This is a genomic window from Pseudomonas sp. PLB05 (assembly GCF_021106615.1).
GTDB lineage: Bacteria > Pseudomonadota > Gammaproteobacteria > Pseudomonadales > Pseudomonadaceae > Chryseomonas > Chryseomonas benzopyrenica.
The window spans coordinates 246,950-269,548 of the sequence record NZ_JAJOHO010000004.1; the positions used below are offsets into that span (position 1 = coordinate 246,950).

The 22,599-nt window shown below is 67.3% G+C and carries 19 protein-coding genes; 10 read left to right on the plus strand and 9 right to left on the minus strand.

The annotated features are described in order from the left end of the window. The first annotated feature begins 45 nt into the window (after positions 1-45). From ettA to modC, 4 genes are all read left to right on the plus strand, one after another. Positions 46-1,710, plus strand: a complete 1,665-nt coding sequence (gene ettA / locus LRS53_RS18985) for an energy-dependent translational throttle protein EttA (protein WP_017639072.1) — start codon at positions 46-48, stop codon at positions 1,708-1,710. 124 nt (positions 1,711-1,834) lie between these two features. Then, positions 1,835-2,590: a molybdate ABC transporter substrate-binding protein gene (modA, locus tag LRS53_RS18990; RefSeq protein WP_231356949.1), complete on the plus strand. Its 756-nt coding sequence runs from the start codon at positions 1,835-1,837 to the stop codon at positions 2,588-2,590. Between the two features lie 4 nt (positions 2,591-2,594). Beyond that, complete coding sequence (modB, locus tag LRS53_RS18995) at positions 2,595-3,272, plus strand: molybdate ABC transporter permease subunit (protein ID WP_093254087.1); 678 nt, start codon at positions 2,595-2,597, stop codon at positions 3,270-3,272. A 2-nt stretch (positions 3,273-3,274) separates the two neighbouring features. Beyond that, the gene (gene modC / locus LRS53_RS19000; protein WP_231356950.1) at positions 3,275-4,351 is read left to right on the plus strand and encodes a molybdenum ABC transporter ATP-binding protein; all 1,077 of its coding nucleotides are present in this window, start codon (positions 3,275-3,277) and stop codon (positions 4,349-4,351) included. Positions 4,352-4,429: 78 nt separating this feature from the next. Here modC and LRS53_RS19005 read toward each other — a convergent pair whose 3' ends face one another. Both LRS53_RS19005 and LRS53_RS19010 read right to left on the minus strand, forming a co-directional pair. Then, complete coding sequence (locus LRS53_RS19005) at positions 4,430-5,563, minus strand: Fic family protein (RefSeq protein WP_231356951.1); 1,134 nt, start codon at positions 5,561-5,563, stop codon at positions 4,430-4,432. A gap of 104 nt (positions 5,564-5,667) precedes the next feature. After that, positions 5,668-6,594: a LysR family transcriptional regulator gene (locus LRS53_RS19010; RefSeq protein WP_231356952.1), complete on the minus strand. Its 927-nt coding sequence runs from the start codon at positions 6,592-6,594 to the stop codon at positions 5,668-5,670. 137 nt (positions 6,595-6,731) lie between these two features. On the opposite strand from LRS53_RS19010, the gene LRS53_RS19015 reads away from it, so the two are divergent. Further along, positions 6,732-7,628 (plus strand): DMT family transporter, encoded by an 897-nt coding sequence (locus LRS53_RS19015; RefSeq protein WP_231356953.1) that lies wholly within the window; start codon positions 6,732-6,734, stop codon positions 7,626-7,628. On the opposite strand, the gene LRS53_RS19020 is transcribed toward LRS53_RS19015, so the two are convergent. Both LRS53_RS19020 and LRS53_RS19025 read right to left on the minus strand, forming a co-directional pair. Further along, a complete protein-coding gene (locus LRS53_RS19020; protein ID WP_231356954.1) occupies positions 7,601-8,533 on the minus strand; it encodes an acetamidase/formamidase family protein in 933 nt (310 codons plus the stop codon). The two genes, LRS53_RS19015 and LRS53_RS19020, sit on opposite strands and share 28 nt — an antisense overlap. A gap of 26 nt (positions 8,534-8,559) precedes the next feature. Beyond that, the gene (locus LRS53_RS19025) at positions 8,560-9,942 is read right to left on the minus strand and encodes an APC family permease (RefSeq protein WP_231356955.1); all 1,383 of its coding nucleotides are present in this window, start codon (positions 9,940-9,942) and stop codon (positions 8,560-8,562) included. Between the two features lie 154 nt (positions 9,943-10,096). Between LRS53_RS19025 and LRS53_RS19030 the strand changes: the two genes are divergently transcribed. Together LRS53_RS19030 and LRS53_RS19035 are read left to right on the plus strand one after the other, a co-directional pair. Next, positions 10,097-10,861 carry a LuxR family transcriptional regulator gene (locus LRS53_RS19030; RefSeq protein WP_068382936.1) on the plus strand — a complete coding sequence of 255 codons (765 nt, stop codon included), beginning with the start codon at positions 10,097-10,099 and terminating at the stop codon, positions 10,859-10,861. 89 nt (positions 10,862-10,950) lie between these two features. Continuing rightward, complete coding sequence (locus LRS53_RS19035) at positions 10,951-11,421, plus strand: nuclear transport factor 2 family protein (RefSeq protein ID WP_231356956.1); 471 nt, start codon at positions 10,951-10,953, stop codon at positions 11,419-11,421. Positions 11,422-11,547: 126 nt separating this feature from the next. Here LRS53_RS19035 and LRS53_RS19040 read toward each other — a convergent pair whose 3' ends face one another. Further along, positions 11,548-14,658 (minus strand): multidrug efflux RND transporter permease subunit, encoded by a 3,111-nt coding sequence (locus tag LRS53_RS19040; RefSeq protein ID WP_231356957.1) that lies wholly within the window; start codon positions 14,656-14,658, stop codon positions 11,548-11,550. After that, on the minus strand, positions 14,658-15,809 hold the full coding sequence (locus LRS53_RS19045; protein WP_231356958.1) for an efflux RND transporter periplasmic adaptor subunit: 1,152 nt from the start codon (positions 15,807-15,809) through the stop codon (positions 14,658-14,660). The genes LRS53_RS19040 and LRS53_RS19045 overlap by 1 nt, the downstream gene beginning before the upstream one ends. Positions 15,810-15,959: 150 nt before the next feature. Between LRS53_RS19045 and LRS53_RS19050 the strand changes: the two genes are divergently transcribed. The 3 genes from LRS53_RS19050 (at position 15,960) to glsB (ending at position 18,963) form a co-directional block, all read left to right on the plus strand. Further along, complete coding sequence (locus LRS53_RS19050) at positions 15,960-16,655, plus strand: response regulator (RefSeq protein WP_414205751.1); 696 nt, start codon at positions 15,960-15,962, stop codon at positions 16,653-16,655. Next, a complete protein-coding gene (locus LRS53_RS19055) occupies positions 16,656-17,972 on the plus strand; it encodes an ATP-binding protein (protein WP_231356959.1) in 1,317 nt (438 codons plus the stop codon). It abuts the gene before it with no gap. Between the two features lie 76 nt (positions 17,973-18,048). Further along, entirely contained in the window at positions 18,049-18,963 is a 915-nt protein-coding gene (gene glsB, locus LRS53_RS19060) for a glutaminase B (protein WP_218186729.1), read from the plus strand. On the opposite strand, the gene LRS53_RS19065 is transcribed toward glsB, so the two are convergent. The 3 genes from LRS53_RS19065 to LRS53_RS19075 all read right to left on the minus strand — a co-directional run bounded on the left by LRS53_RS19065 (position 18,960) and on the right by LRS53_RS19075 (position 22,528). Next, positions 18,960-19,844: a hypothetical protein gene (locus tag LRS53_RS19065; RefSeq protein ID WP_231356961.1), complete on the minus strand. Its 885-nt coding sequence runs from the start codon at positions 19,842-19,844 to the stop codon at positions 18,960-18,962. The genes glsB and LRS53_RS19065 overlap by 4 nt on opposite strands. An 85-nt stretch (positions 19,845-19,929) precedes the next feature. Continuing rightward, positions 19,930-21,369, minus strand: a complete 1,440-nt coding sequence (gene cls, locus LRS53_RS19070) for a cardiolipin synthase (RefSeq protein ID WP_231356962.1) — start codon at positions 21,367-21,369, stop codon at positions 19,930-19,932. Between the two features lie 28 nt (positions 21,370-21,397). Then, the gene (locus tag LRS53_RS19075; protein ID WP_231356963.1) at positions 21,398-22,528 is read right to left on the minus strand and encodes a methyltransferase; all 1,131 of its coding nucleotides are present in this window, start codon (positions 22,526-22,528) and stop codon (positions 21,398-21,400) included. Between the last annotated feature and the right edge of the window lie 71 nt (positions 22,529-22,599).

Below are 22,599 nucleotides of genomic sequence, written 5' to 3' on the forward strand. Positions count from 1 at the left end.
CCATACTGTGTCCCCTGTTTTTCATTCCGGTCCCAAGGTTCTCCCATGGCTCAATACGTCTACACCATGCACCGGGTCGGCAAGGTCGTGCCGCCCAAGCGTGAAATCCTCAAGAACATCTCCCTGTCGTTCTTTCCCGGCGCCAAGATCGGCGTGCTCGGTCTGAACGGCGCGGGCAAGTCGACGCTGCTGCGCATCATGGCCGGCGTCGATACCGAGATCGAAGGTGAAGCGCGGCCGATGCCCGGTATCAATGTGGGTTATCTGCCGCAGGAACCGAAACTTGATCCCGAGCAGACGGTTCGTGAGGTGGTCGAGGAAGCGGTCGGTCAGATCAAGCAGGCTCAGGCCCGCCTGGACGAGGTCTATGCCGCCTACGCCGAGCCGGATGCCGACTTCGACGCCCTGGCCGCCGAGCAGGCCAAGCTGGAAGCCATCCTCCAGGCCGCCGACGGCCACAACCTGGAGCGCCAGCTGGAAGTCGCCGCCGACGCCCTGCGCCTGCCGGCCTGGGACGCCAAGGTCGGTGTGCTCTCCGGTGGCGAGAAGCGCCGCGTGGCGCTGTGCCGCCTGCTGCTGTCGGCCCCCGACATGCTGCTGCTGGACGAACCCACCAACCACCTGGACGCCGACTCGGTGGCCTGGCTGGAGCATTTCCTCCACGACTTCCCCGGCACCGTGGTGGCCATCACCCACGACCGCTACTTCCTCGACAACGTCGCCGGCTGGATCCTGGAACTGGACCGCGGCCAGGGCATCCCCTTCGAGGGCAACTACTCCGGCTGGCTGGAATCCAAGGCCGCGCGCCTGACCCAGGAAGCCAAGCAGGAAGCCGCCCACGCCAAGGCCATGAAGGCCGAACTGGAATGGGTGCGCTCCGGCGCCAAGGCCCGCCAGTCCAAGTCCAAGGCCCGTCTGCAGCGCTTCGAGGAAATGCAGTCCCAGGAATTCCAGAAGCGCAGTGAGACCAACGAGATCTATATCCCTGCCGGTCAGCGGCTGGGCGACAAGGTCATCGAATTCAAGAACGTCAGCAAGGGCTATGGCGATCGCCTGCTGATCGACGACCTGAGCTTCGTGGTGCCCAAGGGCGCCATCGTCGGCGTCATCGGCGGCAACGGCGCTGGCAAGTCGACCCTGTTCCGCATGATCATGGGCAAGGAGCAGCCGGACGCGGGCAGCATCGAGATCGGTGACACCGTGCAACTGGCCAGCGTCGACCAGAGCCGCGAGAACCTGTCCGACACCAAGACCGTCTGGGAGCAGGTCTCCGACGGCTCCGACGTGATCAAGATCGGCAACTACGAGGTGCCCTCGCGCAGCTACGTGGGTCGCTTCAACTTCAAGGGCGCCGACCAGCAGAAGTTCGTCAAGGACCTCTCCGGCGGTGAGCGCGGGCGTCTGCACCTGGCGCTGACCCTCAAGCAGGGCGGCAACGTGCTGCTGCTGGACGAACCCTCCAACGACCTGGACGTGGAAACCCTGCGGGCCCTGGAAGACGCCCTGCTGGACTTCCCCGGCGCGGCCATCGTGATCTCCCACGACCGCTGGTTCCTCGACCGCATCGCCACCCACATCCTCTCCTACGAGGACGACTCCAACGTGGTGTTCTTCGAAGGCAACTACACCGAGTACGAAGCCGATCGCAAGAAGCGCCTGGGCGAGGCCGCGGCCCAGCCCAAGCGGGTCAAGTACAAGAAGCTGGCGTAAGCGTCCGCCGAAACGCCGCTGGGGAAACCCAGCGGCGTTTTCTTTTGTCTCGTTGCTGCGGGAGGCCTGAACGTTGTTTTCAGTGCTGTCAGCCTCACGCCCAACCCCTGATGGAGAAAACCCGATGCTGTCTAGCCGTTCCCGCCTGTCGCTGCTGCTGCTCACCGCGGCCCTGGCCACCCCCGCCCTAGCCGACGAGGTCCAGGTGGCCGTGGCCGCCAATTTCAGCGCGCCGCTCAAGGCCATCGGCGAGCAGTTCACCCGGGACACCGGTCATCAGCTGGTGATTTCCAGCGGCGCCACCGGCCAGCTCTATACCCAGATCAGGAACGGCGCGCCCTTCGCGGTCTTTCTCTCTGCCGATGACACCACTCCGGCCAAGCTGGAAAGCGAGGGCGCGGCGGTCAAGGGCTCGCGCTTCACCTTTGCCATCGGCACCTTGGCGCTCTGGTCGCCCAAGCCTGGCTATGTGGACGGCGAGGGCGCGGTACTCAAGCGGAACGCCTTCACCCACCTGGCCGTGGCCAATCCCAAGACCGCGCCCTATGGCCTGGCCGCCACCCAGGTGCTGGCCAAGCTGGGCCTGACCGAGGCGGTGGCGGCCAAGCGGGTGGAAGGCCAGAACATCACCCAGACCTACCAGTTCGTCGCCACCGGCAATGCCGAGCTGGGCTTCGTCGCTCTGTCGCAGATCTACCAGGATGGCAAGATCAAGGAAGGCTCGGCCTGGATCGTGCCGGTCGCGCTCTATGAGCCGATCCGCCAAGACGCCGTATTGCTGGACAAGGGCCAGGAGCAGCCGGCGGCCAAGGCGCTACTGGCCTATCTCAAGGGACCCCAGGCGGCCGCGGTGCTCAAGGCCTACGGCTATCGGCAGTGATTTCATGACGCTGAGCGCGGCGGACTGGGCGGCGATCCGCCTGACCCTGGAACTGGCCAGCGTGACCACGCTGCTGCTGCTGGTGCTGGGCACGCCCCTCGCCTGGTGGCTGACGCGCACCCGCTCCCGGCTCAAGGGGCCCGTCGGCGCCCTGGTGGCCCTGCCGCTGGTCTTGCCGCCCACGGTGATCGGCTTCTACCTGCTGCTGGCCATGGGGCCGGAAGGCTGGGTGGGGCAGTTGACCGAAGCGCTGGGCCTGGGTCGGTTGCCCTTCACCTTCGCCGGGCTGGTGGTGGGTTCGCTGTTCTATTCGCTGCCCTTCGTGGTGCAGCCGCTGCAGAACGCCTTTGAGGCCATCGGTCCACGTCCTCTGGAAGCGGCGGCTACCCTCAGGGCCGGCCCCTTGGATACCTTCTTCCATGTGGTGCTGCCGCTGGCGCGGCCGGGCTTCGTCACCGCCGCCATCCTCGGCTTCGCCCATACCGTGGGCGAATTCGGCGTGGTGCTGATGATCGGCGGCAACATCCCCGGGCGCACCCAGGTGGTCTCTACCCAGATCTTCAATCACGTGGAAGCCATGGAATATCCCCAGGCGCACCTGCTGGCCGGCGGCATGCTGGCCTTCTCATTCGTGATCCTGCTGCTGCTCTATGGGCGCCGTGGGCGGTCGGCCTGGACATGAGTATGAGTCTGACGGCGAGATTCGAACTCTCACACCCGGGCTTCACGCTGGATGTGGACCTCGCCCTGCCCAGCAGCGGTGTCACCGCACTGTTCGGCCCCTCGGGCTCGGGCAAGACCAGCTGCCTGAGGTGCGTGGCCGGCCTCGAACCCGCGGCCCGCGGGCGCCTGGTGGTGGCCGGCGAGACCTGGCAGGACAGCGAGCGCGGGCTGTTCCTGCCGCCGCATCGGCGTGCCCTGGGTTATGTCTTCCAGGATGCCAATCTGTTCGAGCACCTGGACGTGCGTCGCAACCTACTATTCGGCTGGAGGCGGGTGGTACCGGGCGACCGGCGGCTGGCGCTGGAACAGATCGTCGAGCTGCTGGGCATCGAAGGACTGCTTTCGCGCATGCCGGCGCGCCTGTCTGGCGGCGAACGCCAGCGGGTCGGCATCGCCCGAGCGTTGCTGACCAGTCCGCGCCTCCTGCTCATGGACGAGCCCCTGGCGGCGCTGGACGCCGAGCGCAAGGCCGAGATCCTGCCCTACCTGGAACGCCTGACCCGAGAGCTGGCGCTGCCGATCCTCTATGTCAGCCACGCCCCCGACGAGGTGGCGCGGCTGGCCGATCACCTGGTGCTGCTGGAGCGGGGCCGGGTGCTGGCCAGCGGGCCGACCAGCGGGGTGCTGGCGCGCCTCGACCTGCCCATCGCCCTGGCCGAAGACGCCGGGGTGGTGCTGGAAGGGCGGGTGCTCGGCCATGACCCGGACTACGGCCTGCTCAGTCTGGGCCTGCCGGGCGAGCAGCGCGTGTTGCTGGCCCATGCGCCGCTGCCGTCCGGGCAGGCGCTACGCATCAAGGTACTGGCGCGAGACGTCAGCCTGAGCCTGGAACGCCAGCACAGCAGCATCCTCAATGTGCTGCCGGCCACCGTCGCCGAGATCGCCCCGACCCGCTCATCGGCCCAGGTGCTGGTGCGCCTGGACCTGGGCGGCACGGCGCTGCTGGCGCGGATCACCCGCTATTCGCTGGAGCGCCTGTCACTGCAGCCGGGCAGTCGGGTCTGGGCGCAGCTCAAGTCGGTGGCAGTCCTGGCTTGATGCCTTACATAGGCGTTCCCATATGTAAGAAAAAACCTCTTCTTTTACATATGGGAACTCCTATGTAAGAGCAGGACATCAGCGCATGAACAGGCGGAAATAGCGCTCGAAGAGGAACAGGCGATTGCGGCCATAACCTGTTGTCTCGACCAATACGCCTAGCTCTTCGAGCTTACGAATCAGAATATTAGCGCTCTGGTGGGTAACGCCCAGATGCTCGGCTGCTTCGTTCACACTGAGCATGGGGCGCTGGTACAGATACAGCAGTAGACGCTTGGCATTTTCCGCACGACCACCCAGGGCGAGGATTTGATGCTCGACACCCTGGCGTAGCGCCATGATTTCCATGAAGGTGTTCTTGCTGCTGGTGGCGGTCTCGGCAACGGCTGTCAGAAAGAAACGTAGCCAATGGAGCAGGTCGTTGGAGCTGCGGACCACCGTCAAGGCGTCATAGTAGGCGCCGCGATTGCGTTCGAAGAAGTCGGACAGGTACAGCGCGGGCTTATGCAGCAAGCCTTTGTCTACCAGGTAAAGCGTGATCAGCAAACGACCGATTCGACCGTTGCCGTCCAGGAAAGGGTGGATGGTCTCGAACTGGTAGTGGCTCAGTGCAATACGTATGAGATCGGGTACCAGGATCTGCTCGTTGTGCCAGAACTTCTCCAGATCACCCATCAGCTCAGCGACCTGATCGGGGTGAGGGGGCACGAAGACAGCGTTGTTCAGGTTGCTGCCCCCAATCCAGTTTTGCGAGCTGCGAAATTCACCAGGTAGCTTGTGCGCGCCGCGTACGCCCTGCATCAACACTGCATGGGTCTGTTTGAGCAGGCGAATGGATAGCGGCAAATGCTCCAGGTCGGATACTGCCGTGTTGATGGCCTCGATGTAGTTCTGCACCTCCTGCCAGTCGTCGCGCTTTTCGGGTGCGACTTGTTCCCGACGCATGATGGCTTCGTCCATCTGCGTTTGGGTCCCTTCGATACGACTGGAGGTATTGGCTTCCTTGGCAATGTGCATGCGGATGAAGAGATCCACGTCTGGCACCATCAGGGAAAGTGCATTCAATTCCGCCAGTGAGCGAGAGGCTCGCTCCAGAAGGGTATTGAGTTGGGGATCCAGCCATTGCCATTCGCAGTTGATCGGAACAGGGGAAAAGCTCTTGTATTGATACTGCTGCAGCCAATGGCCGGATACGAATTGTTCGACTTGCATCCTGCGAGGAACCTCATGGCGATTGGGAGTCCTGGCTGCGCCAGGGGATGATCCCTATTGCAAAGCAAAATGAACGGATTGAGTAGAGCTATCGGAAAGGACCGTTATCGGCTTGCTCCAGCGCCGGATAACCGCTCCAGCAGAAAATCCACCAGCACCCTGACCGCTGCCGGCAGCTGGCGATCCGGTGGATAGAGCAGCCAGGCGGTGCCCTGGTAGGGACCGAGGTATTGCCAGTCGGGCAGTACCCGCAGCAGGCTGCCGTCGGCCAGACCGGCTTCGGCGGCAAAGGCCGGCAGGCAGGCGATGCCGAGGTCGGCGAGGGTGGCTTCCAGGCGCACGCCGCTGTGATTGCAGGCCAGGCGGCCGCGCACCGTCACGCTTTCCACCCGGTCGCCGCGGCGCAGTTGCCAGCGCTGGTCGCCCGGAGTTTCGCCCAGGTACAGGCAATCGTGTTCGGCCAGTGCCTGGGGCTGCTGCGGCGTGCCGCGCCCTTTTAGATAAGCCGGGCTGGCGCAGAGCACGAAGTCCATCTCCCGCAGCGGTCGGGCGACGAAGCCGGCAGGCGGCTGCTCGGTGATGCGCACCAGCAGATCCTGGTCGTCGGCGATGGGGTCCAGCGGGCGGTCGTCCAGGCGCAGTTGCAGATCCACTTCAGGATAGCGCTGGAAGAAGTCCGGCAGCAGCGGCGCTATCAGCCGGTAGCCAACCGCCTTGGGCACCGCCAGCCGCACCTGGCCGCGAGGTTCTTCGCGGTGCTGCAGGCCGCTGTCCAGTGCCGCGCCGGCGGCGGCTAGCAGTTGGCGGCAGTGGCCAAGCACCTCGCGGCCGGCCTCGCTCAGGCGCAGCTGGCGGGTGGTGCGCTGCAACAGGCGTACCCCCAACTCCCGTTCCAGCCGTGCGACCTGGCGACTGACCGCCGAGGGCGTGGCGTCCAGCAGCCGGGCGGCGGCGGTGAAGCTGCCGGTCTCCACCACCTTGGCGAAGGCGACCATGCAGGGCAACAGGGGAAGGGCGCGCAGAAGGTCCATGCCGGAATCCATGGGAAGCAATGGGGCCGGGAAGACTGTCATTGCTTCCCCAGCGGAACAAGAGCTATGCACGCGAACGGGCTTATGGTGCCTACCTAGGGCGGGCACACTGGCGGCCTGTCCAAGGAGAAACCGTCATGTCGCAACGCCCCACCTTCGGCCTCGCCGAAGGCCTGCTGCTCGCCACTGCTTTGGTCTGGGGGACCAGCTATGCCGTGGTCAAGGACGCCGTGGTGCTCTATCCGGTGCTGGGCTACCTGGCGCTGCGTTTCTGCCTCACCGCGGCGCTGTTGCTGCCCACCCTGAGGGGCAAGGGCCGACGGGCCTGGCGACCAGGAATACCGACCGGTCTGTTGCTATTGGCGATCTTTCTCGCCGAGACCTATGGCGTGGCCCTGACCAGCGCCAGCAACGCCGCCTTTCTCATCAGCCTCTGCGTGGCCCTGACCCCCTTCGCCGAATGGTGGCTGCTCGGCCAGCGCCCCGAGGCCCGTGCCCTGGGCGCCGCGGCGCTGGCGGTGGCGGGCGCCGGGCTGCTGACCCGTGGGGTGACCCTGAGCTTCAACCTGGGGGACGGCCTGATCCTGCTGGCGGCCGTGCTACGAGCGGTCAACGTCTGTGTGGTGCGACGGCGTCTGCAGCAGGCCAGTGCTCCGGTGCCAGCCCTGGCGCTGACCGCAGTGCAGACCGGCGTGGTGGGCCTGGCCTGTCTGCTGCTGTTCGCCCTGGGCCCGGGTCTGGCGCCGCTGCCCATACAGCCAGGCTTCTGGCTCGCCACCGGCTACCTGGTGCTGTTCTGCACCCTGGGCGCCTTTCTCGCCCAGAACTATGCCCTGGGCCGCACCAGCGCCACCCGCGTCGCCCTGCTGATGGGCGCCGAGCCGCTGTTCGGCGCGCTGTTCGCCAGCTTCTGGCTGGACGAACGCCTGGGCCTTTGGGGCTGGCTGGGCGGCCTGCTGATCGTCATCGCCTCGCTGTGGGGGACGTTGCCACGGCGGGCGCCAGACTATTCGAACACGATCCGCGGGAAATAGAAGCCAACCACCCAGTTGGGCACGTCGACGATCTCGCTGATGCGCAGGTCGCCACAGACCGAACAGAGCAGATAGGCCTGTTCCGCCGGCAGGTTGCGGGTCTGCCCAAGCCAGTCGATGGCGCCGCTGACGGCCATGCGCGCCGCAGCCAGCAGGTCCGGCCCGACGCCGGTGAAGACCTCGTAACCCGCGCCGTCCAGGTGGCGGGTGACCGGCCCCGGGGTGCTGAAGCGCGGCATGGCCAGCGGTTGCTGCTTGATCAGCTCGAAGGTCGCGGTAACCGCCATGGCGGTCTCGATGGCGGTGCCGCAGACCTCACCATCGCCCTGGGCAGCATGGGTATCGCCGATGGAAAACAGCGCCCCGGCTACCTCCACCGGCAGGTAGAGGCTGGTGCCGGCGGCCAGGTCGCGGATGTCCAGGTTGCCGCCCACCCGCCGCGGTGGCACCACCGAGTGCAGACCTGGCGCAGCAGGAGCCACCCCCAGGGTGCCGGCGAAAGGCTTGAGCGGGACCCGCGCTAGCTCGCCGAAGGCGGCCGATGTCTGCCCGCTGCGGTCGTAATGCCAGAGCTGCAGCACCGGGTCCGGAAACTGGTCGGCGAGCAGGCCGAAGCCGGGTATGTTGGCGGTCCAGCCAAAGCCGCTGGGGGTGAAGCTGTCCAGCGTCACCCTGAGTACATCACCGGGCTCGGCACCCTCGATCCACAGCGGACCGCAGACCGGATTGACCCGCTCGAAGGGCAGGGTGGCGACGTCGGCGGCGCTGGAGTGGGCGTGGAAGTGGCCGTCCGCCGCGTCACGGCAGGCAAAGCTCACCGTCTCGCCCGGCGCGACCTCCAGCGCCGGGGCGAGGCTGTGATCCCAGCCGCAATGGCAGTGCTGGCTGTGCAGGGTCTTGATCATCGGAAGCCTCCGCGGGCGGGCAATGCCTAGTGGACGGCGTCATTGGCCTTGAATTCCGTGGTCCGACCGCTGAGTTTGAGAAAGGCCAGCACGGCCAGACCCAGCAGCATCCAGCAGCTGCCGCCGACCTTGGCGTAGATGTCGGCGTTGAACAGCACATAGGCGAGGACGATGAAGCCGACCAGCGGGACCAGGGCGTACAGCAGCGGGCGACCGGCGCCGCGGTGATGCCAGGCCACTGCCACATGCAGGAGCAGGAAGGCAGTCAGCGCACCGAAGTTGCACATGGAGGCGAGCAGGTTGATCTGGCCGACAAAGAACAGTCCTAGCACCAGACTCAGGGCCGCCACCAGCAGGATGGCGCGCTGCGGCACCCGGGTGGTGGGATGGATCTGGCGCAGGAACTGCGGCAGCTGGCGGTCGCGGGCCATGGCGAACAGCAGCCGGGAGGTGGCGGCCTGGGCCACCAGTGCATTGGCGATGGCGGCACCGATGGCCACCGCCAGGGCGATCACCACCTGCAGCCAGGGGCCGGCGATCAGTCGGCCGATCTCGTAGAAGGCGTTGTTCGAGGCATCGGCGTCGGGGTACTGGATCAGGTTGGGTTGCAGCAGGGCGGCCAGCCAGGTCTGCACCATGAACAGCATGGCCACCAGGGTCAGGGCCAGCAGGGTGGCGCGACCCACCACGCGGCTACCGCCGCGGGTCTCTTCGGAGAGGGTGGAGATGGCGTCGAAGCCGAGAAAGGACAACACCGCCACCGACAGGGCGCTGAAGATCAGCGGCAGGGAGAATTCCTGGGGGTTGTACAGCGGCTTCAAGGTCCATTCGGCGCCGTTGACCCCGCGGTTGATGGCCAGGGCCGCCAGCACCACGAACACCAGCAACACCGCCAGCTGGCCATAGAGGAACAGCCGGTTGGCGCGGGCGGTGGTCTCGATGCCACGCAGGTTGACCAGGGTGTTGAGGCCGACGAAGAAAACGATCCACAGCGGCTGGGGAATGGCTGGGATGACGTTGGCCATGGCGTTGGCGCCGATCACATAGAGCAGGGTGGGCACCAGCAGGTAGTCGAGCAGGATGGCCCAGCCGGCGAGGAAACCCAGCGCCGGGTGCAGGCCGCGGCCGACGTAGGCATAGACCGAGCCGGCCACCGGAAAGGCGCGCGACATCTGCTGGTAGCTGACCGCGGTGAACAGCATGGCGACGAAGCCGATGAGGTAGGTGAGGGGCACCATGCCGTGACTGGCGTCGAATACCCCGCCAAAGATGGAAAAGGGGGCGATGGGCACCATGAACACCAGACCGTAGATCAGCAGATCCTTCAGCCCGAGCTGGCGCTTGAGTTCCTGGGTGTAGCCGAAGCGGGCGAGGTCGGCGCTGTCGCCGGACGGAGCGTGCTGAGTCATGGGGGCTTCCTCGAAGGGGCGGGGTAGGCTCGACTCTAGGCCAGGGTGGACGCTGGCCCCATCCATAAAAGTGCTAGGTTTGCAGCAGCGCTGGCGTGACTGGCAGAACCTTTGCTTCGCGTTCCCCATCGTGATCCAGGGGAGAAGCTCCAAGATGCATGCCGATCTGCTCACCATCAGCCGTCGCCTCGTCGGATTGCCCACGCTCGACGCCTGTCTGGATGCGGTGCAGGCCAGCGCTGATCGCCTCGGCTGCAAGGCGCTGATCTATGACTACGCCCCGGTGCCGCTGAGCCACGAGGGGGTGCTCATCACGCCCTCGGTGTTCAAGGTGCGCAACGCCCCGGCGGACATGCAGGCCTTCTGGTGCGAGCGCGGCTACTACCAGATCGATCCGGTGCAGCAGTGCGCCAGCCGGCGCGCGGCACCCTTCGTCTGGTCGTTTCGCAGCGAAACCCGTAGCGCCCTGCGCGAGTACCTGGGTGACAGTCATCGGCCGGTCACCTGCTATGTGCGTGACAGCGGCCTCGCCACCGGGGTGACGGTACCGCTGCACCTGCCCGGCGGTGCCTTCGCCACCCTGACCGGCATCCTCGACGCCGATGCCCCGGACGCCGAGGCCGCCGGCGAAGCCTGTCTAGGCGCCTTTCTGGTCCTCGCCCATGCCTTCCAGGCCCGCGCCGACGAATTGCTCGCGCCTGCCGAGCGGCGCTGCGGCCAGATCCGCCTGACACCGCGCGAGCGTGAATGCCTGCAGTATTCCGCCAAGGGGCTGACCGCCAAGCGCATCGCCGCGACCCTCAACCGCTCCACCGCCACGGTCAACCTGCACCTCAACTCCGCCGCCCGCAAACTGGGCGCGCGCAACCGGGTCGAGGCGGTGGTGCGGGGATTGCACTATCGCCTGGTAGAAGTCTGAGCGACTTGGCCAGATTCGTGGGCCGTTCGACCTTGTGACACTCCCGCTGCGGCCTGACACTGGGGCCTCATCTGCCAAGGAGAGTCCCCATGAGCGCTGCCCGTCCCCCCGTTCCTCCCTTTACCCTGGAGTCCGCCCAGCAAAAGGTCCGCGCCGCCGAAGACGGCTGGAACAGCCGCGATCCGGCCAAGGTGGCCCTGGCCTATACCGCCGACAGCCGCTGGCGTAATCGCTCGGATTTCCTCCAGGGCCGCGCCGCCATCGAGGCCTTTCTCACCCGCAAGTGGCAGCGCGAGCACGAGTACCGGCTGATCAAGGAGCTGTGGGCCCATGACAGCGCGCGCATCGCCGTGCGCTTCGCCTACGAATGGCGGGATGAAGACGGCCAGTGGTACCGCTCCTATGGCAACGAGAACTGGCACTTCGACGACCAGGGCCTGATGGCCGAACGTCACGCGAGCATCAACGACCTGCCGATCAGCGAGGCCGAACGGCTGTTTCACTGGCCCCAGGGGCGGCGGCCGGACGATCATCCAGGGTTGAGCGACCTGGGGTTGTAAGACTTGGATAGGGCGTAGCCTGGACCGGGTCGCAGCCTTGTCCACCGGGTGCGGCTGTAGGTCTCGGTGGAAAACGCGACGGATGACCCACCGCGCAGGCTGGCCATCCGCGACAGCAGGCCGGATCTAGTCAGGACGCTGCTCCGGATTGCGCCGCAATCGCCCCACCACCCGCAGCACCAGCACGAAGAACACCGGCACGAAGACCAGTGCCAGGGTGGCGCTGAGCATGCCGCCGATCACCCCGGTGCCCACCGCCTGCTGGCTCGCCGAGCTGGCACCGGTGGCCAGGGCCAGGGGGACCACGCCGAGGATGAAGGCCAGCGAAGTCATGACGATGGGGCGCAGTCGCAGCCGGGCGGCACGACAGGTGGCCTGGTACAGGTCCATGCTGCCGTCGTGCAGGCTCTTGGCGAATTCGATGAGCAGGATGGCGTTCTTCGCCGTCAGGCCGATCACCGTGATCAGGCCGACCTTGAAGAAGACATCGTTGGGCATGCCCCTCAGGGTCACCGCCAGCACCGCGCCGAGCACCCCCAGGGGCACCACCAGCAGCACCGCGGTGGGAATCGACCAGCTCTCGTAGAGGGCGGCGAGGCAGAGGAACACCACCAGCAGCGACAGCCCCAGCAGCACCGGTGCCTGGCCGGCGGAGAGGCGTTCCTGCAATGACAGCGCCGTCCACTCTAGGGCGAAGCCCCGTGGCAGCTCCGCGGCCAGGCGTTCCAGTTCGGCCATGGCCTCGCCGGTGGTGTGACCGGGCAGCGGCTCGCCGGACAGGCTGATGGCCGGATAGCCGTTGTAGCGCGACAGTTGCGCCGCACCCTGGGTCCAGTCGGCGCTGACGAAGGCGGACAGGGGTACCATGCGCCCGCGCTCATTGCGCACCTCCAGGCGCAGCAGGTCGTCCACCTGGCTGCGGGTGTCCAGTTCGGCCTGGACGATCACCTGCTGCATCCGTCCGCGATTGGGAAAGTCGTTGACGTAGCTGGAGCCCAGAGCGGTGCCCAGGGTCTCGCCGAGGGCGGCGAAACCCACTCCCAGGGCGGCGGCCTGGCGGCGATCCACCACCAGTTGCACCTGGGCGCTGTCGGCCAGGGCCGTTTCCCGCACGTAGGCGATGATCGGGTTGCCCACCAGCTTGGCCTGCAATTCATCCCGCGCTGCCTTGAGCGCCGCCTGGCCGCGATTGGACCTGTCCTGCAGGCGCACCTCGAAACCGCTGGAGGTGCCCAGGCCTTCCACCGGCGGCGGCAGCACGGCGAAGCCCTGGGCCTCGCTCTCGCCGGCCAGGGCGGCATTGGCGCGCTCGGCGATGGCCGCAGCGGAATCGGCCGGGCCGCGGGCGGACCAGTCCTGGAGGGTGGTGAAGGCCAGGGCGGCGTTCTGGCCGCTGCCGGAAAAGCTGAAGCCGAGCAGGACGAGATCGTTGGCCACCCCCGGCTCCTCGGCGTAATGGCGCTCCAGGCGCTCGATCACCTTGAGGGTGCGCTCCTGGGTGGCCCCGGGCGGCAGCTGGATGTCGGTGATCAGATAGCCCTGATCCTCGGTGGGCAGGAAGGCGCCGGGCAGACGGCCATAGAGCGCTACCAGGGCCGCCAGCAGGACGGCGAACAGCAGGAGATTGGGCAGCAGGCGGCGGATGGCGCGGGCCACCCAGCCCTCGAAACCGCCGGTCAGGCGCTCGAAGCCCCGATTGAAGGCGCCGAAGAAGCCGCTGCGGGCATGGGCACCCTGGGCAATCGGCTTGAGCAGGGTGGCGCACAGCGCCGGGGTCAGGCTCAGGGCGAGAAAGGCGGAGAAAAGGATGGCCACCGCCATGGACGCCGAGAATTGGCGATAGATGACGCCGACCGAGCCGCTCATGAAGGCCATGGGCACGAAGACCGCGGTCAGCACCAGGGTGATGCCGACGATGGCGCCGGAGATCTCGCCCATGGCCTTGCGGGTGGCCGCACGTGGATCGAGGCCCTCCGTGGCCATGAGTCGCTCGACGTTCTCCACCACCACGATGGCGTCGTCCACCAGGATGCCGATGGCCAGCACCATGCCGAACAGGGTCAGCACATTGATCGAATAGCCCAGCGCCAGGAGCACGGCGCAGGTGCCCAGCAGCGCCACCGGCACCACCAGGGTCGGGATCAGGGTGTAGCGCAGGTTCTGCAGGAACAGGTACATCACCGCGAACACCAGCGCCATGGCCTCCAGCAGGGTATGGATGACCTGGGTGATGGAGATCTCGACGAAGGGCGCCGTGTCGTAGGGGATGTCGTATTTCATCCCGGGTGGAAAATACTGGGACAGCTCGGCCAGCTTGGCGCGCACGGCCTGGGCGGTGGCCAGGGAGTTGGCGGTGGGTGCCAGCTGCACCCCCACCGCCACCGAAGGCTTGCCGTCCAGCCGCGTGCCGAAGTTGTAGCTCTGGCTGCCCACTTCGATCCGGGCCACGTCGCCCAGGGTCACGCTGGAACCGTCGGCTCCGGCGCGCAGCAGGATGCCGGCGAAGTCCGTGGGGTCGCTGAGCTGGCCCTTGATCAGCACCGGCGCGGTCAGTTCCTGGCCAGCGGGGGCCGGTAGCTCACCAATACTGCCGGCCGCCACCTGGACGTTCTGCTCGGCGATGGCCCGGGTCACGTCCGCCGGGGTCAGGCCGACCGCCACCAGGCGACTGGGATCGAGCCAGACGCGCAGGGCGTGCTCGGCACCGAACAGCTGGGCCTTGCCCACGCCGTCCAGGCGGCGCAGTTCGTTGACCACGTTGCGCGCCAGGTAGTCGCTCAGGGCGGTGGTGTCGAGGCGCTCGTCGGTGGCGGAGAGGGTGACGAACATGAGGTAGCCGGCCGAGGTCTCCTCGATCTGGATGCCCTGCTGGGTGACCGCCCGCGGCAGGCGCGGCTCCACCACTTTGAGGCGATTCTGGATGTCCACCTTGGCCAGTTCCGGATCGGTACCGGGTTGGAAGGTCACGGTCAGGGTGGCGCTGCCCTGGCTGCTGCTGGAGGAGAAATAGAGCAGGTGATTGACGCCATTGAGTTCCTGTTCGACGAGGCTGACCACGCTCTCGTCCAGGGTCTGCGGCGAGGCGCCCGGATAGGTCAGGTACAGCTCGATCTGTGGCGGCGCCACATTGGGGTACTGGGCCACCGGCAACTGCGGGATGGCCAGCAGCCCGGCGAGCAGGATGAACAGCGCTACCACCCAGGCGAACACCGGGCGGTCGATGAAGAAGTTGGCCATCAGCGCACCTCCGCCGTGGCGGCCTGGGCTTCCTGGGGTTCCACCACCAGGCCCGGTTGCGCCTGTTGCAGACCGGAGAGCAGTACGCGCTCACCAGCGGCGAGGCCGGACTCCACTACCCAGCGACCTTCGACCACCGGGCCCAGGCGCACCTCGCGCAGGGCGACCTGGTTTTCGGCATCCACCACCCAGACCTGGGCCCCGCCATCGACGCTGCGCTGCACCGCCTGCTGGGCGACGCTCAAACCCTGATCGAGGCGCGCCTGCTCCAAGCGTACCCGCACGAAGCTGCCCGGCAAGAGGTCGCGCCGTGGATTGGGAAACTGGCTGCGCAAGGTGATCTGCCCGGTGTTGGCGTCCACCGTGAGATCGGCGAACAGCAGGCGGCCGCTCTCGGGGTAGGGGCTGCCATCCTCCTGCAGCAGCGTTACCCGTGCCTGATCCGGCGCCACCTGCTGCAGCCGGCCGTCCCGCAGGGCATCGCGCAGCGCCTTGAGCTGGCGGGTCGACTGGGTGACGTCGGCATGGATGGGGTCCAGCTGCTGGATGATCGCCAGGGGTGTGGCATCGCCCTGGCCGACCAGCGCGCCCTCGGTGACCAGCGCCTTGCCGATGCGCCCGGCGATGGGGGCGGTGACCGTGGCATAGCCCAGATTCAGCCGCGCCCGCTTGAGCGCCGCCTGGGCGGCCGCTACCTCGGCCTCCGCCTGCAGGCTGGCGCCACGCGCGTTGTCCTGCTCCTGGCGACTGATCGCCTCGCTCTCGACCAGTGCCGCATAACGCTCGGCCAGGCGCCGCGCCTGGAAGGCGCTGGCCTCGGCCTTGCGCAGGGCCGCAGTGGCACTGTCCACCTCGGCTTGCAGCGGCGCCGGATCGATACGGAACAGCACCTCGCCGGCCTTGACCTCGCTGCCCTCGCGAAACACCCGCTGCAGCACGATGCCGGCGACCCGTGCCCGTACTTCCGCGGTCCGTGGCGCCACCAGGCGGCCACTCAATTCACTGGCGATGGCCAGGGGCTTGGGGTGCAGGGTCTCCACCTGCACCCTGGGCGCGGGCGGGGCGGCGGCTTCCTCGGCCGGACGGTCGCAGGCGGCGAGCAGCAGACAGAGCAGCACGAGGCTGCCAAGGGCAGGGCGGATCAGGAACATCGGGGCTTCCTCCAGAAGAGCATCATGGTAGGCGCCTCGCGCAAGCCGCCCTGTAAACGTCTGTAGGTCTCTTGTGAAAGAGTGTTAAGGCCTGCGCCCGCCGGTGCTGCGCTCGGCTATGCTCGGGCTTTGCCGCCATGAAGAGCTGCCGTGATCCCCTTGCTCATCGTCGAAGACGACGCCGCCCTGGCCGACCTCATCGCCACCTATCTGGGTCGCCAGGGCTATGCCGTGACCGTGATCGGCCGCGGCGACGAGGCCCTGGCCGCGGTGCAGCGACTGCGCCCGCAGCTGGTGGTGCTCGATGTCATGCTGCCGGGGCTGGATGGCCTGCAGGTCTGCCGCCAGCTGCGCGCCGCCCAGCCGGGCCTGCCGATCCTGATGCTCACCGCCCTGGACGACAGCCACGACCAGGTGCTAGGGCTGGAGATCGGTGCTGACGACTACGTCAGCAAGCCCTGCGAGCCGCGGGTGCTGCTGGCGCGCATCCGCACCCTGCTGCGCCGCTGCCAGCTGGGCGAGGTGGCCACCGATGATCGCCTGACCATCGGCCAGTTGCGGCTGCTGCCGGGTGAGCGCCAGGTCTGGTGGCGGGACCAGCTGGTGGAGCTGTCGTCCACCGAATTCAACCTACTGGCGATCCTCATGCGCCATGCCGGCGAGGTGCTCAGCCGCGACCAGCTGATCCAGCAGCTGCGCGGCATCGAATTCAATGGTGTCGACCGCTCGGTGGACGTGGCCATCTCCAAGCTGCGCCGCCGTTTCGAGGAGCATCCCGGCGAAGCGCGACGGATCAAGACCGTTTGGGGCAAGGGTTATCTGCTGTCTCGCGCCGAGTGGGAATAGATGCTCAAGATCCTCGTCCGCCTCTACCTCATCCTGCTGGTGACCTACGGCGCCGCCAGCTACCTGGTACCCGAGGCGCTGCTCAAGGTGTTCGACGAGCGTTACAGCCGCTATACCCTGGAGCAGTTGCACGGTCCGCTCAGCCTGGTTCAGCGCGCCTTCACCACCACGCCGCCGGAGCGCTGGCCGGCGCTACAGGACGAACTGGCCGCGGAGCTGGCGCCCATCAGCCTGCGCCTGGTCCCGCGCGACGATCAGGCCCTCAGTCTGGAGGAGCGCGCAGACCTCGCTGCCGGCCAGCGACGGGTACGCCTGGGTGACTATGGCGAACCCAGTGCGGCCCTGGTGCCGCTGCCGGCAGATCAGGTGCTGTGGATTGGCATCCCCGAGGCGCCCACCGACATCGCCCTGACCTACTGGGCGATGAACGCCCTGATCGGCGCGGCCCTGCTGATCTGTCTCTATGTCTGGCTACGTCCGCACTGGCGCGACCTGGAACGGCTGCGGCGCACCGCGGCACGACTGGGCAAGGGCCATCTGGGCGAGCGTACGGCCATCTCGCCGCGCTCGGATGTCGGCGAGCTGGCGCGGGCCTTCGATGACATGGCTCAGGAGCTGGAGGCGCTGATCGTCCAGCAGCGCGACCTGCTCAACGCCGTCTCCCACGAATTGCGCACGCCCTTGTCGCGCCTGGAATTCGGCCTGGCGCTGCTGCAGGCCGATCCGCTACCCGTCGAGACCCAGCGGCAGCTGGAGCAACTGGTCCGCCACGTCCGCGAACTGGATGCCCTGGTCGACGAACTGCTGTCCTTCGCCCGGCTGCAGAGCAGTCAGCAGCCGCCCGAACGCCTGGGCCTGGATCTCGAAGCCTTTCTCGACAGCGTGCTGGCCGACTTCGCCGAGGAGCAGGAGCGTCGCGGCGTCGAGGTGCACCTGGACATGGCGCAGGCGCCCATGCGGGTCGAGCTGGCTCCGCGGCTCACGGCCCGCGCCCTGCAGAATCTTGTCGGCAATGCGCTGCGCTATTGCCAGCGTGAGGTCTGGGTAACGGTCCGCTGTGACGGCGAGACGTTGCTGATCGCGGTGGAAGACGATGGCGAAGGCATCCCCGAGGCCGAGCGCGAGCGAGTCTTCGAGCCCTTCTACCGCCTGGATCGCAGCCGTGACCGTGCCACCGGCGGCTTCGGCCTGGGCCTGGCCATCAGCCGTCGCGCGGTGGAAAACCAGGCTGGCCGCCTGGGCCTGAGCGCCGGTACGCGGGGCGGTGCGCGGTTCGAGATCCGCCTGCCCCTGCAGGCGCCCGCGGGGCTCGCCTGAGGCCGCCAGGGCCCCTACACTTGGCGCCCCCGCCCGCCTTGGATTCGCCATGCCAGAGCCCTTCGATCGCCATCAGCTGCAGCCGTTGCTCGACCGTATCGCCGCCGCCGCGCCGCGCCACTTCGGCGAAGGTGAAGTGGCCGACTACATCCCGGCCCTGGCCGAGGTGGCGCCGGATCAGTTCGGCATCGCCGTCTGTGACATCAACGGTAAGGTCTGGCGCGCAGGTGCGGCCGATACGGCGTTTTCCATCCAGTCGATTTCCAAGGTGCTCAACCTGGTGATCGCCATGCAGCGCCTGGACGAGCCGGACATCTGGACCCGCGTCGGCCGCGAGCCGTCCGGTCATGCCTTCAATTCCATGGCCCAGCTGGAAGAAGAGAAGGGCGTGCCGCGCAATCCCTTCATCAATGCCGGCGCCGTGCTGGTCTGCGAACTGCTGGTGTCACGCATCATGTCCATCCACTGGATGATGCGCGAACAGGCGCGGCGCCTGGCGGGCAATCCGGCCATCAACTTCGACGACCGGGTAGCCCGTTCGGAAATGGACCATAAGGCGCGCAACGCCGCCCTGGCCTATCTGATGAAGGCCTACGGCAATCTCCACAGCGAGGTGAACGACGTCCTCGACGTCTATTTCCATGGCTGCGCCCTGGCCATGAGCTGCAGCGACGTGGCCAGGGCCTTTGCCTTCCTGGCCAACGGTGGGGTCAATCCCCAGGATGGTCAGGCGGTGGTGACCCCCCAGCAGACGCGTCAGCTCAATGCCTTGCTGCTGACCTGCGGCCTCTACGATGCCGCGGGCGACTTCGCCTGGCGCGTCGGCCTGCCGGGCAAGAGCGGGGTCGGGGGCGGCATCGTCGCCATCGTTCCGGGGCAGATGAGCATCTGTGTCTGGTCGCCGCGGCTGGACAGCTATGGCAACTCGGTGGCCGGCCTGCGCGCCCTCGAAAGTCTGGTCGAGGGCCTTGGGGTCGCGCCGTTGGGCTAGTAGGCCATGGACAGGCTGAGGGTCACCTGGGGCACCACGCCGTCGGTCTCGCCCTCCGGACCGCTCAACTCGCGCAGGGCACCGTCGCGGTAGAGCGCCAGGGCCTCGGCCCGAGCGCTCCAGCGGGTGTCGCCCCAGCGGAACGGTTGCTCCAGCGCCAGGCCGGTGCGGGCATAGAGGCGGTCGCCGGAATCCGGTCCGTAGAAGCCGTTCCAGCCCACCCCCAGGGCACTGGGGAAACTCAGGCGCAGACCGCCTGGGGTGAGATCCAACCCCGGCTCCAGGCTGCCCTGGGTATAGAGACCGCTGTCGCCCTGGGTGCGGGTGGTCGCCGCCAGCCCCGGGCGCCAGGCGCCCAGGCCCGTATCGGCCTGATAGGCCAGGGTCAGGCTGGCCTCTTGCGTGGTGGCGGCGACGTCGTTGGGGCTGCTCTTGACCGTGTAGACGAAGCCGACCTTCAGGCCCTCGGCTGGCGACACCACCAGCCCGAGCAGGTTGTTGCTCTCGTACCAGCGCCGCGGGCTGACCCGTTCATCGCTGGACGGGCTGTGCAAGCCATTGCTGCTGCTGAACACCAGCCAGGCATCGGCGCTGCCGTCGACCCCCTGATGCAGATCCAGGGCGAAACCCGCCTGGACGTGCAGCGGGATGCGATCGAGGCTGGCCGCATCGTCATCGTAGTTGCCACGGGAAAAGTCACCGTTGCGCACGTCCACGCCCAGTTGCGGATGGAACCGCCCGGACGTTTCGCTGACCTCCACGCTACCCAGGGCGGCGTCTTCGCTCTCGATGGACGGCACGCTGCGTGGCGCGGCGGTGGCCTCCAGGGCCAGACCGCCCGCCAGCAGGCAGACGCAACGCAGCGGCGAAAAGAATGGCATGGCGGGCGACTCCGGGGGCGCGGGGCGCTCCGGGTGAGGCGCCATGGGGCATCGGACCGGGCCGTCGCAGAGCGGGTTCCGGGTTTTAGAGCACCGGCGAAAACACCCGCGCCACGCGCATGGCCACCCGCCGCCAGCGGCGCAGGGCGGCGTTGTCCTCGGGGGTGAGTTCGCGGGAGCGACTGAAGTCCTGCTCCAGCATCTTGCGCACCTCCCAGGCGAAGGGGACGTCCATCACCATCACCATGACCTCGAAGTTAAGGCGGAAGGAGCGGTTGTCCAGGTTGGCGCTGCCCACCGCGGCCACGTCCTCGTCGATCAGCACCACCTTCTGGTGCAGGAAGCCCGGACCGTAGCGGAACACCCGCACCCCGGCGTGCACCGCCTCGAAGGCATAGAGGTAGGAGGCGGCATAGACCACCTTGTGGTCCGGTCGCGAGGGCAGGAGGATGCGCACGTCGACCCCGCGCAGGGCGGCCAGGCGCAGGGCCGCCGAGACGGCTTCGTCGGGAATGAAATAGGGCGTGGTGATCCAGACCCGATGGCGCGCCGAATGGATAGCCTCGACGAAGAACAGCGAGCAGGTCTCCTGGTCGTCCGCCGGGCCGCTGGGCACCACCTGACAGAGCACCCCACCGTCCTCGTAGCGTTCCGGCAGCAGCAGGGTGGGCAGCCGCCGGGTCACCCAGTACCAGTCCTGGGCAAAGGTCTCCTGCAGGGTGGCCAGGGCCGGGCCGCGCAGTTCCAGATGGGTATCGCGCCAGGGCGCCAGGGGCGGCTTGAGGCCCATGTATTCGTCGCCGACGTTGAGCCCGCCGGTGAAGCCCACCTCGCCATCCACGATCACGATCTTGCGGTGGTTGCGGAAGTTGACCTGGAATCGGTTGATCAGTCCGCGGCGGTTGCTGAAGCCCTTCACCTCGCAACCGGCCTCGCGCAGCGTTTCCACATAGGCGCGCGGCAGGGCATGGCTGCCGATGGCGTCGTACAGCAGAAAGACCTGGACTCCAGCGCGGGCGCGGTCGAGCAGGGTGTTCTGCAAGGCCAGACCTAGGGCGTCGTCGTGGATGATGAAGAACTGCACCAGCACCACCTTCTGCGCCCCGCGGATGGCCGTGAGGATGGCGGCGAAGGTTTCCTCGCCGTTGATCAGCAGCCGCACCTGGTTGTTGGCGACGCAGGGGGTGCCGGTGAGGGCGGTCATGGCCTTGAGCTTGCGGTTGGCCGCGCTGCACTGCTGGGCGGCCATGGCCTCGGCGATCCAGGGCCGCCAGTCCAGCTCGGCGGCCTGGCGCGCCATCTCCTCGTCGGCCTGGCGCCGTGCCTTCACATAGCTGTCGAAGCGGCGCCGGCCGAATACCAGATAGGGAATCAGGCTGAGCAAGGGCATGAACACCAGCGCCATGGCCCAGGCCATGGCGCCCTGGGCGGTACGCACCGTGATGATGGCGTGGATCGCCGCGCTGATGCCGATCAGTTCGAGCACCAGGGCGATGTAGTGGAGATCGAAGGGCAGGGATGGCACGCGGGCGGCTCTCTTCTCCGGATTTATGTCAGAGGGGTTGGACCGCCTTGAGTATCACGAATTTCGGCGTGGCCGCGATCTGTTCGACGCGCTTGAACAGGCGCCTGAGCTTGACGTGGTAACCCAGGTGGCGATTGCCCACCAGCCAGAGTTCGCCCTTTTCGCTCAAGGCCGCACGGGCCTGCTGGAACATGCGCCAGGCGAGGAAGTCGCCCACCACCTGTTGCTGGTGGAAGGGTGGATTGCAGAGGATCAGGTCCAGCGACCGCGGCGGCTGCTCGGCCAGGCCGTCGGCGGCGCGGATCGCCACCGGTCGATCGCCGAAGGCCGCGGTCCAGTTCTCTTGCGCCGACTGCACCGCCATGTAGGACTCGTCCACCAGGGTGAATTGCGCCTCCGGATTGACCAGGGCACAGGCCAGGGCCAGCACGCCGTTGCCGCAACCGAGATCGGCTACCCGGGCCTGGCCCAGACCCTGGGGCAGGTGCGGCAGGAAGGCGCGGGTACCGATGTCCAGACCCTCGCGGCAGAAGACATTGGCATGGTTGACCAGAGTCAGCGGCGGTGCATCCAGGCGATAACGACTCGGGTAGGGCGAGGCCACCGCCGGCCGCGACGCGGGCGTGGCAGATAGCAGTCGGGCTTTCTTCACCGCCAGGGAAGCCTGTACCGGGCCAATGTGCCGCTCCAGCAGGTCGCCAGCGGCGCGGGGCAGATGCTTGAGCATGCCGCCGGCGATCACCTGAGCGTCCGGAGCCAACTGGCCGTGCAGGCGGATCAGCTGTTCTTCCAGCAGGGCCAGGGTCTTGGGCACCCGTATCAGCACCAGATCGAAGGGCCCACCCGTCGCCTTGCTGGCCGGGACGAAGGTGACCGCATCGGCGGCGAGGCCATTGCGTGCCAGATTCGCCGCCAGGGCCAGGGCCGCCAGGTGCGAATCGCCACTGGAGGTCACCTGGGCATGGCCGGCCAGGCTCACGGCCAGGGCGCCAAAGGCGTCGTTGAGCACCAGCACCCGGGTGGCGGGGGCCAGGCCGTGCTCGGCGACCTGCTGCAGGAGGTACTCGTCGGCGGCGTCGAAGGCCTGCAGGGGATCGTCGCGGCGCGGTGGCTGACGGTCGAGTTCGAGGGTGGCGAAGGGCGAGACGAGAGAAGGCATGGTTTCTGTCGGTGTTTATCGGCGGCCCAGTGCGGGACAATGGCTCTAAGCAATCGGGAAAAAGAGGCCAG

Excerpts from the sequence above, each read along its gene's own strand:
- LRS53_RS19030 (WP_068382936.1), top strand. The coding sequence starts at position 10,097 with ATGCATGCCGATCTGCTCACCATCAGCCGTCGCCTCGTCGGATTGCCC.
- modB (WP_093254087.1), top strand. The coding sequence starts at position 2,595 with ATGACGCTGAGCGCGGCGGACTGGGCGGCGATCCGCCTGACCCTGGAA.
- LRS53_RS19055 (WP_231356959.1), top strand. The coding sequence starts at position 16,656 with ATGCTCAAGATCCTCGTCCGCCTCTACCTCATCCTGCTGGTGACCTAC.
- LRS53_RS19010 (WP_231356952.1), bottom strand. The coding sequence starts at position 6,594 with ATGGACCTTCTGCGCGCCCTTCCCCTGTTGCCCTGCATGGTCGCCTTC.
- LRS53_RS19065 (WP_231356961.1), bottom strand. The coding sequence starts at position 19,844 with ATGCCATTCTTTTCGCCGCTGCGTTGCGTCTGCCTGCTGGCGGGCGGT.
- LRS53_RS19075 (WP_231356963.1), bottom strand. The coding sequence starts at position 22,528 with ATGCCTTCTCTCGTCTCGCCCTTCGCCACCCTCGAACTCGACCGTCAG.
- LRS53_RS19045 (WP_231356958.1), bottom strand. The coding sequence starts at position 15,809 with ATGTTCCTGATCCGCCCTGCCCTTGGCAGCCTCGTGCTGCTCTGTCTG.
- LRS53_RS19015 (WP_231356953.1), top strand. The coding sequence starts at position 6,732 with ATGTCGCAACGCCCCACCTTCGGCCTCGCCGAAGGCCTGCTGCTCGCC.
- modA (WP_231356949.1), top strand. The coding sequence starts at position 1,835 with ATGCTGTCTAGCCGTTCCCGCCTGTCGCTGCTGCTGCTCACCGCGGCC.
- LRS53_RS19035 (WP_231356956.1), top strand. The coding sequence starts at position 10,951 with ATGAGCGCTGCCCGTCCCCCCGTTCCTCCCTTTACCCTGGAGTCCGCC.
- ettA (WP_017639072.1), top strand. The coding sequence starts at position 46 with ATGGCTCAATACGTCTACACCATGCACCGGGTCGGCAAGGTCGTGCCG.
- modC (WP_231356950.1), top strand. The coding sequence starts at position 3,275 with ATGAGTCTGACGGCGAGATTCGAACTCTCACACCCGGGCTTCACGCTG.
- LRS53_RS19005 (WP_231356951.1), bottom strand. The coding sequence starts at position 5,563 with ATGCAAGTCGAACAATTCGTATCCGGCCATTGGCTGCAGCAGTATCAA.
- LRS53_RS19020 (WP_231356954.1), bottom strand. The coding sequence starts at position 8,533 with ATGATCAAGACCCTGCACAGCCAGCACTGCCATTGCGGCTGGGATCAC.
- LRS53_RS19025 (WP_231356955.1), bottom strand. The coding sequence starts at position 9,942 with ATGACTCAGCACGCTCCGTCCGGCGACAGCGCCGACCTCGCCCGCTTC.
- LRS53_RS19040 (WP_231356957.1), bottom strand. The coding sequence starts at position 14,658 with ATGGCCAACTTCTTCATCGACCGCCCGGTGTTCGCCTGGGTGGTAGCG.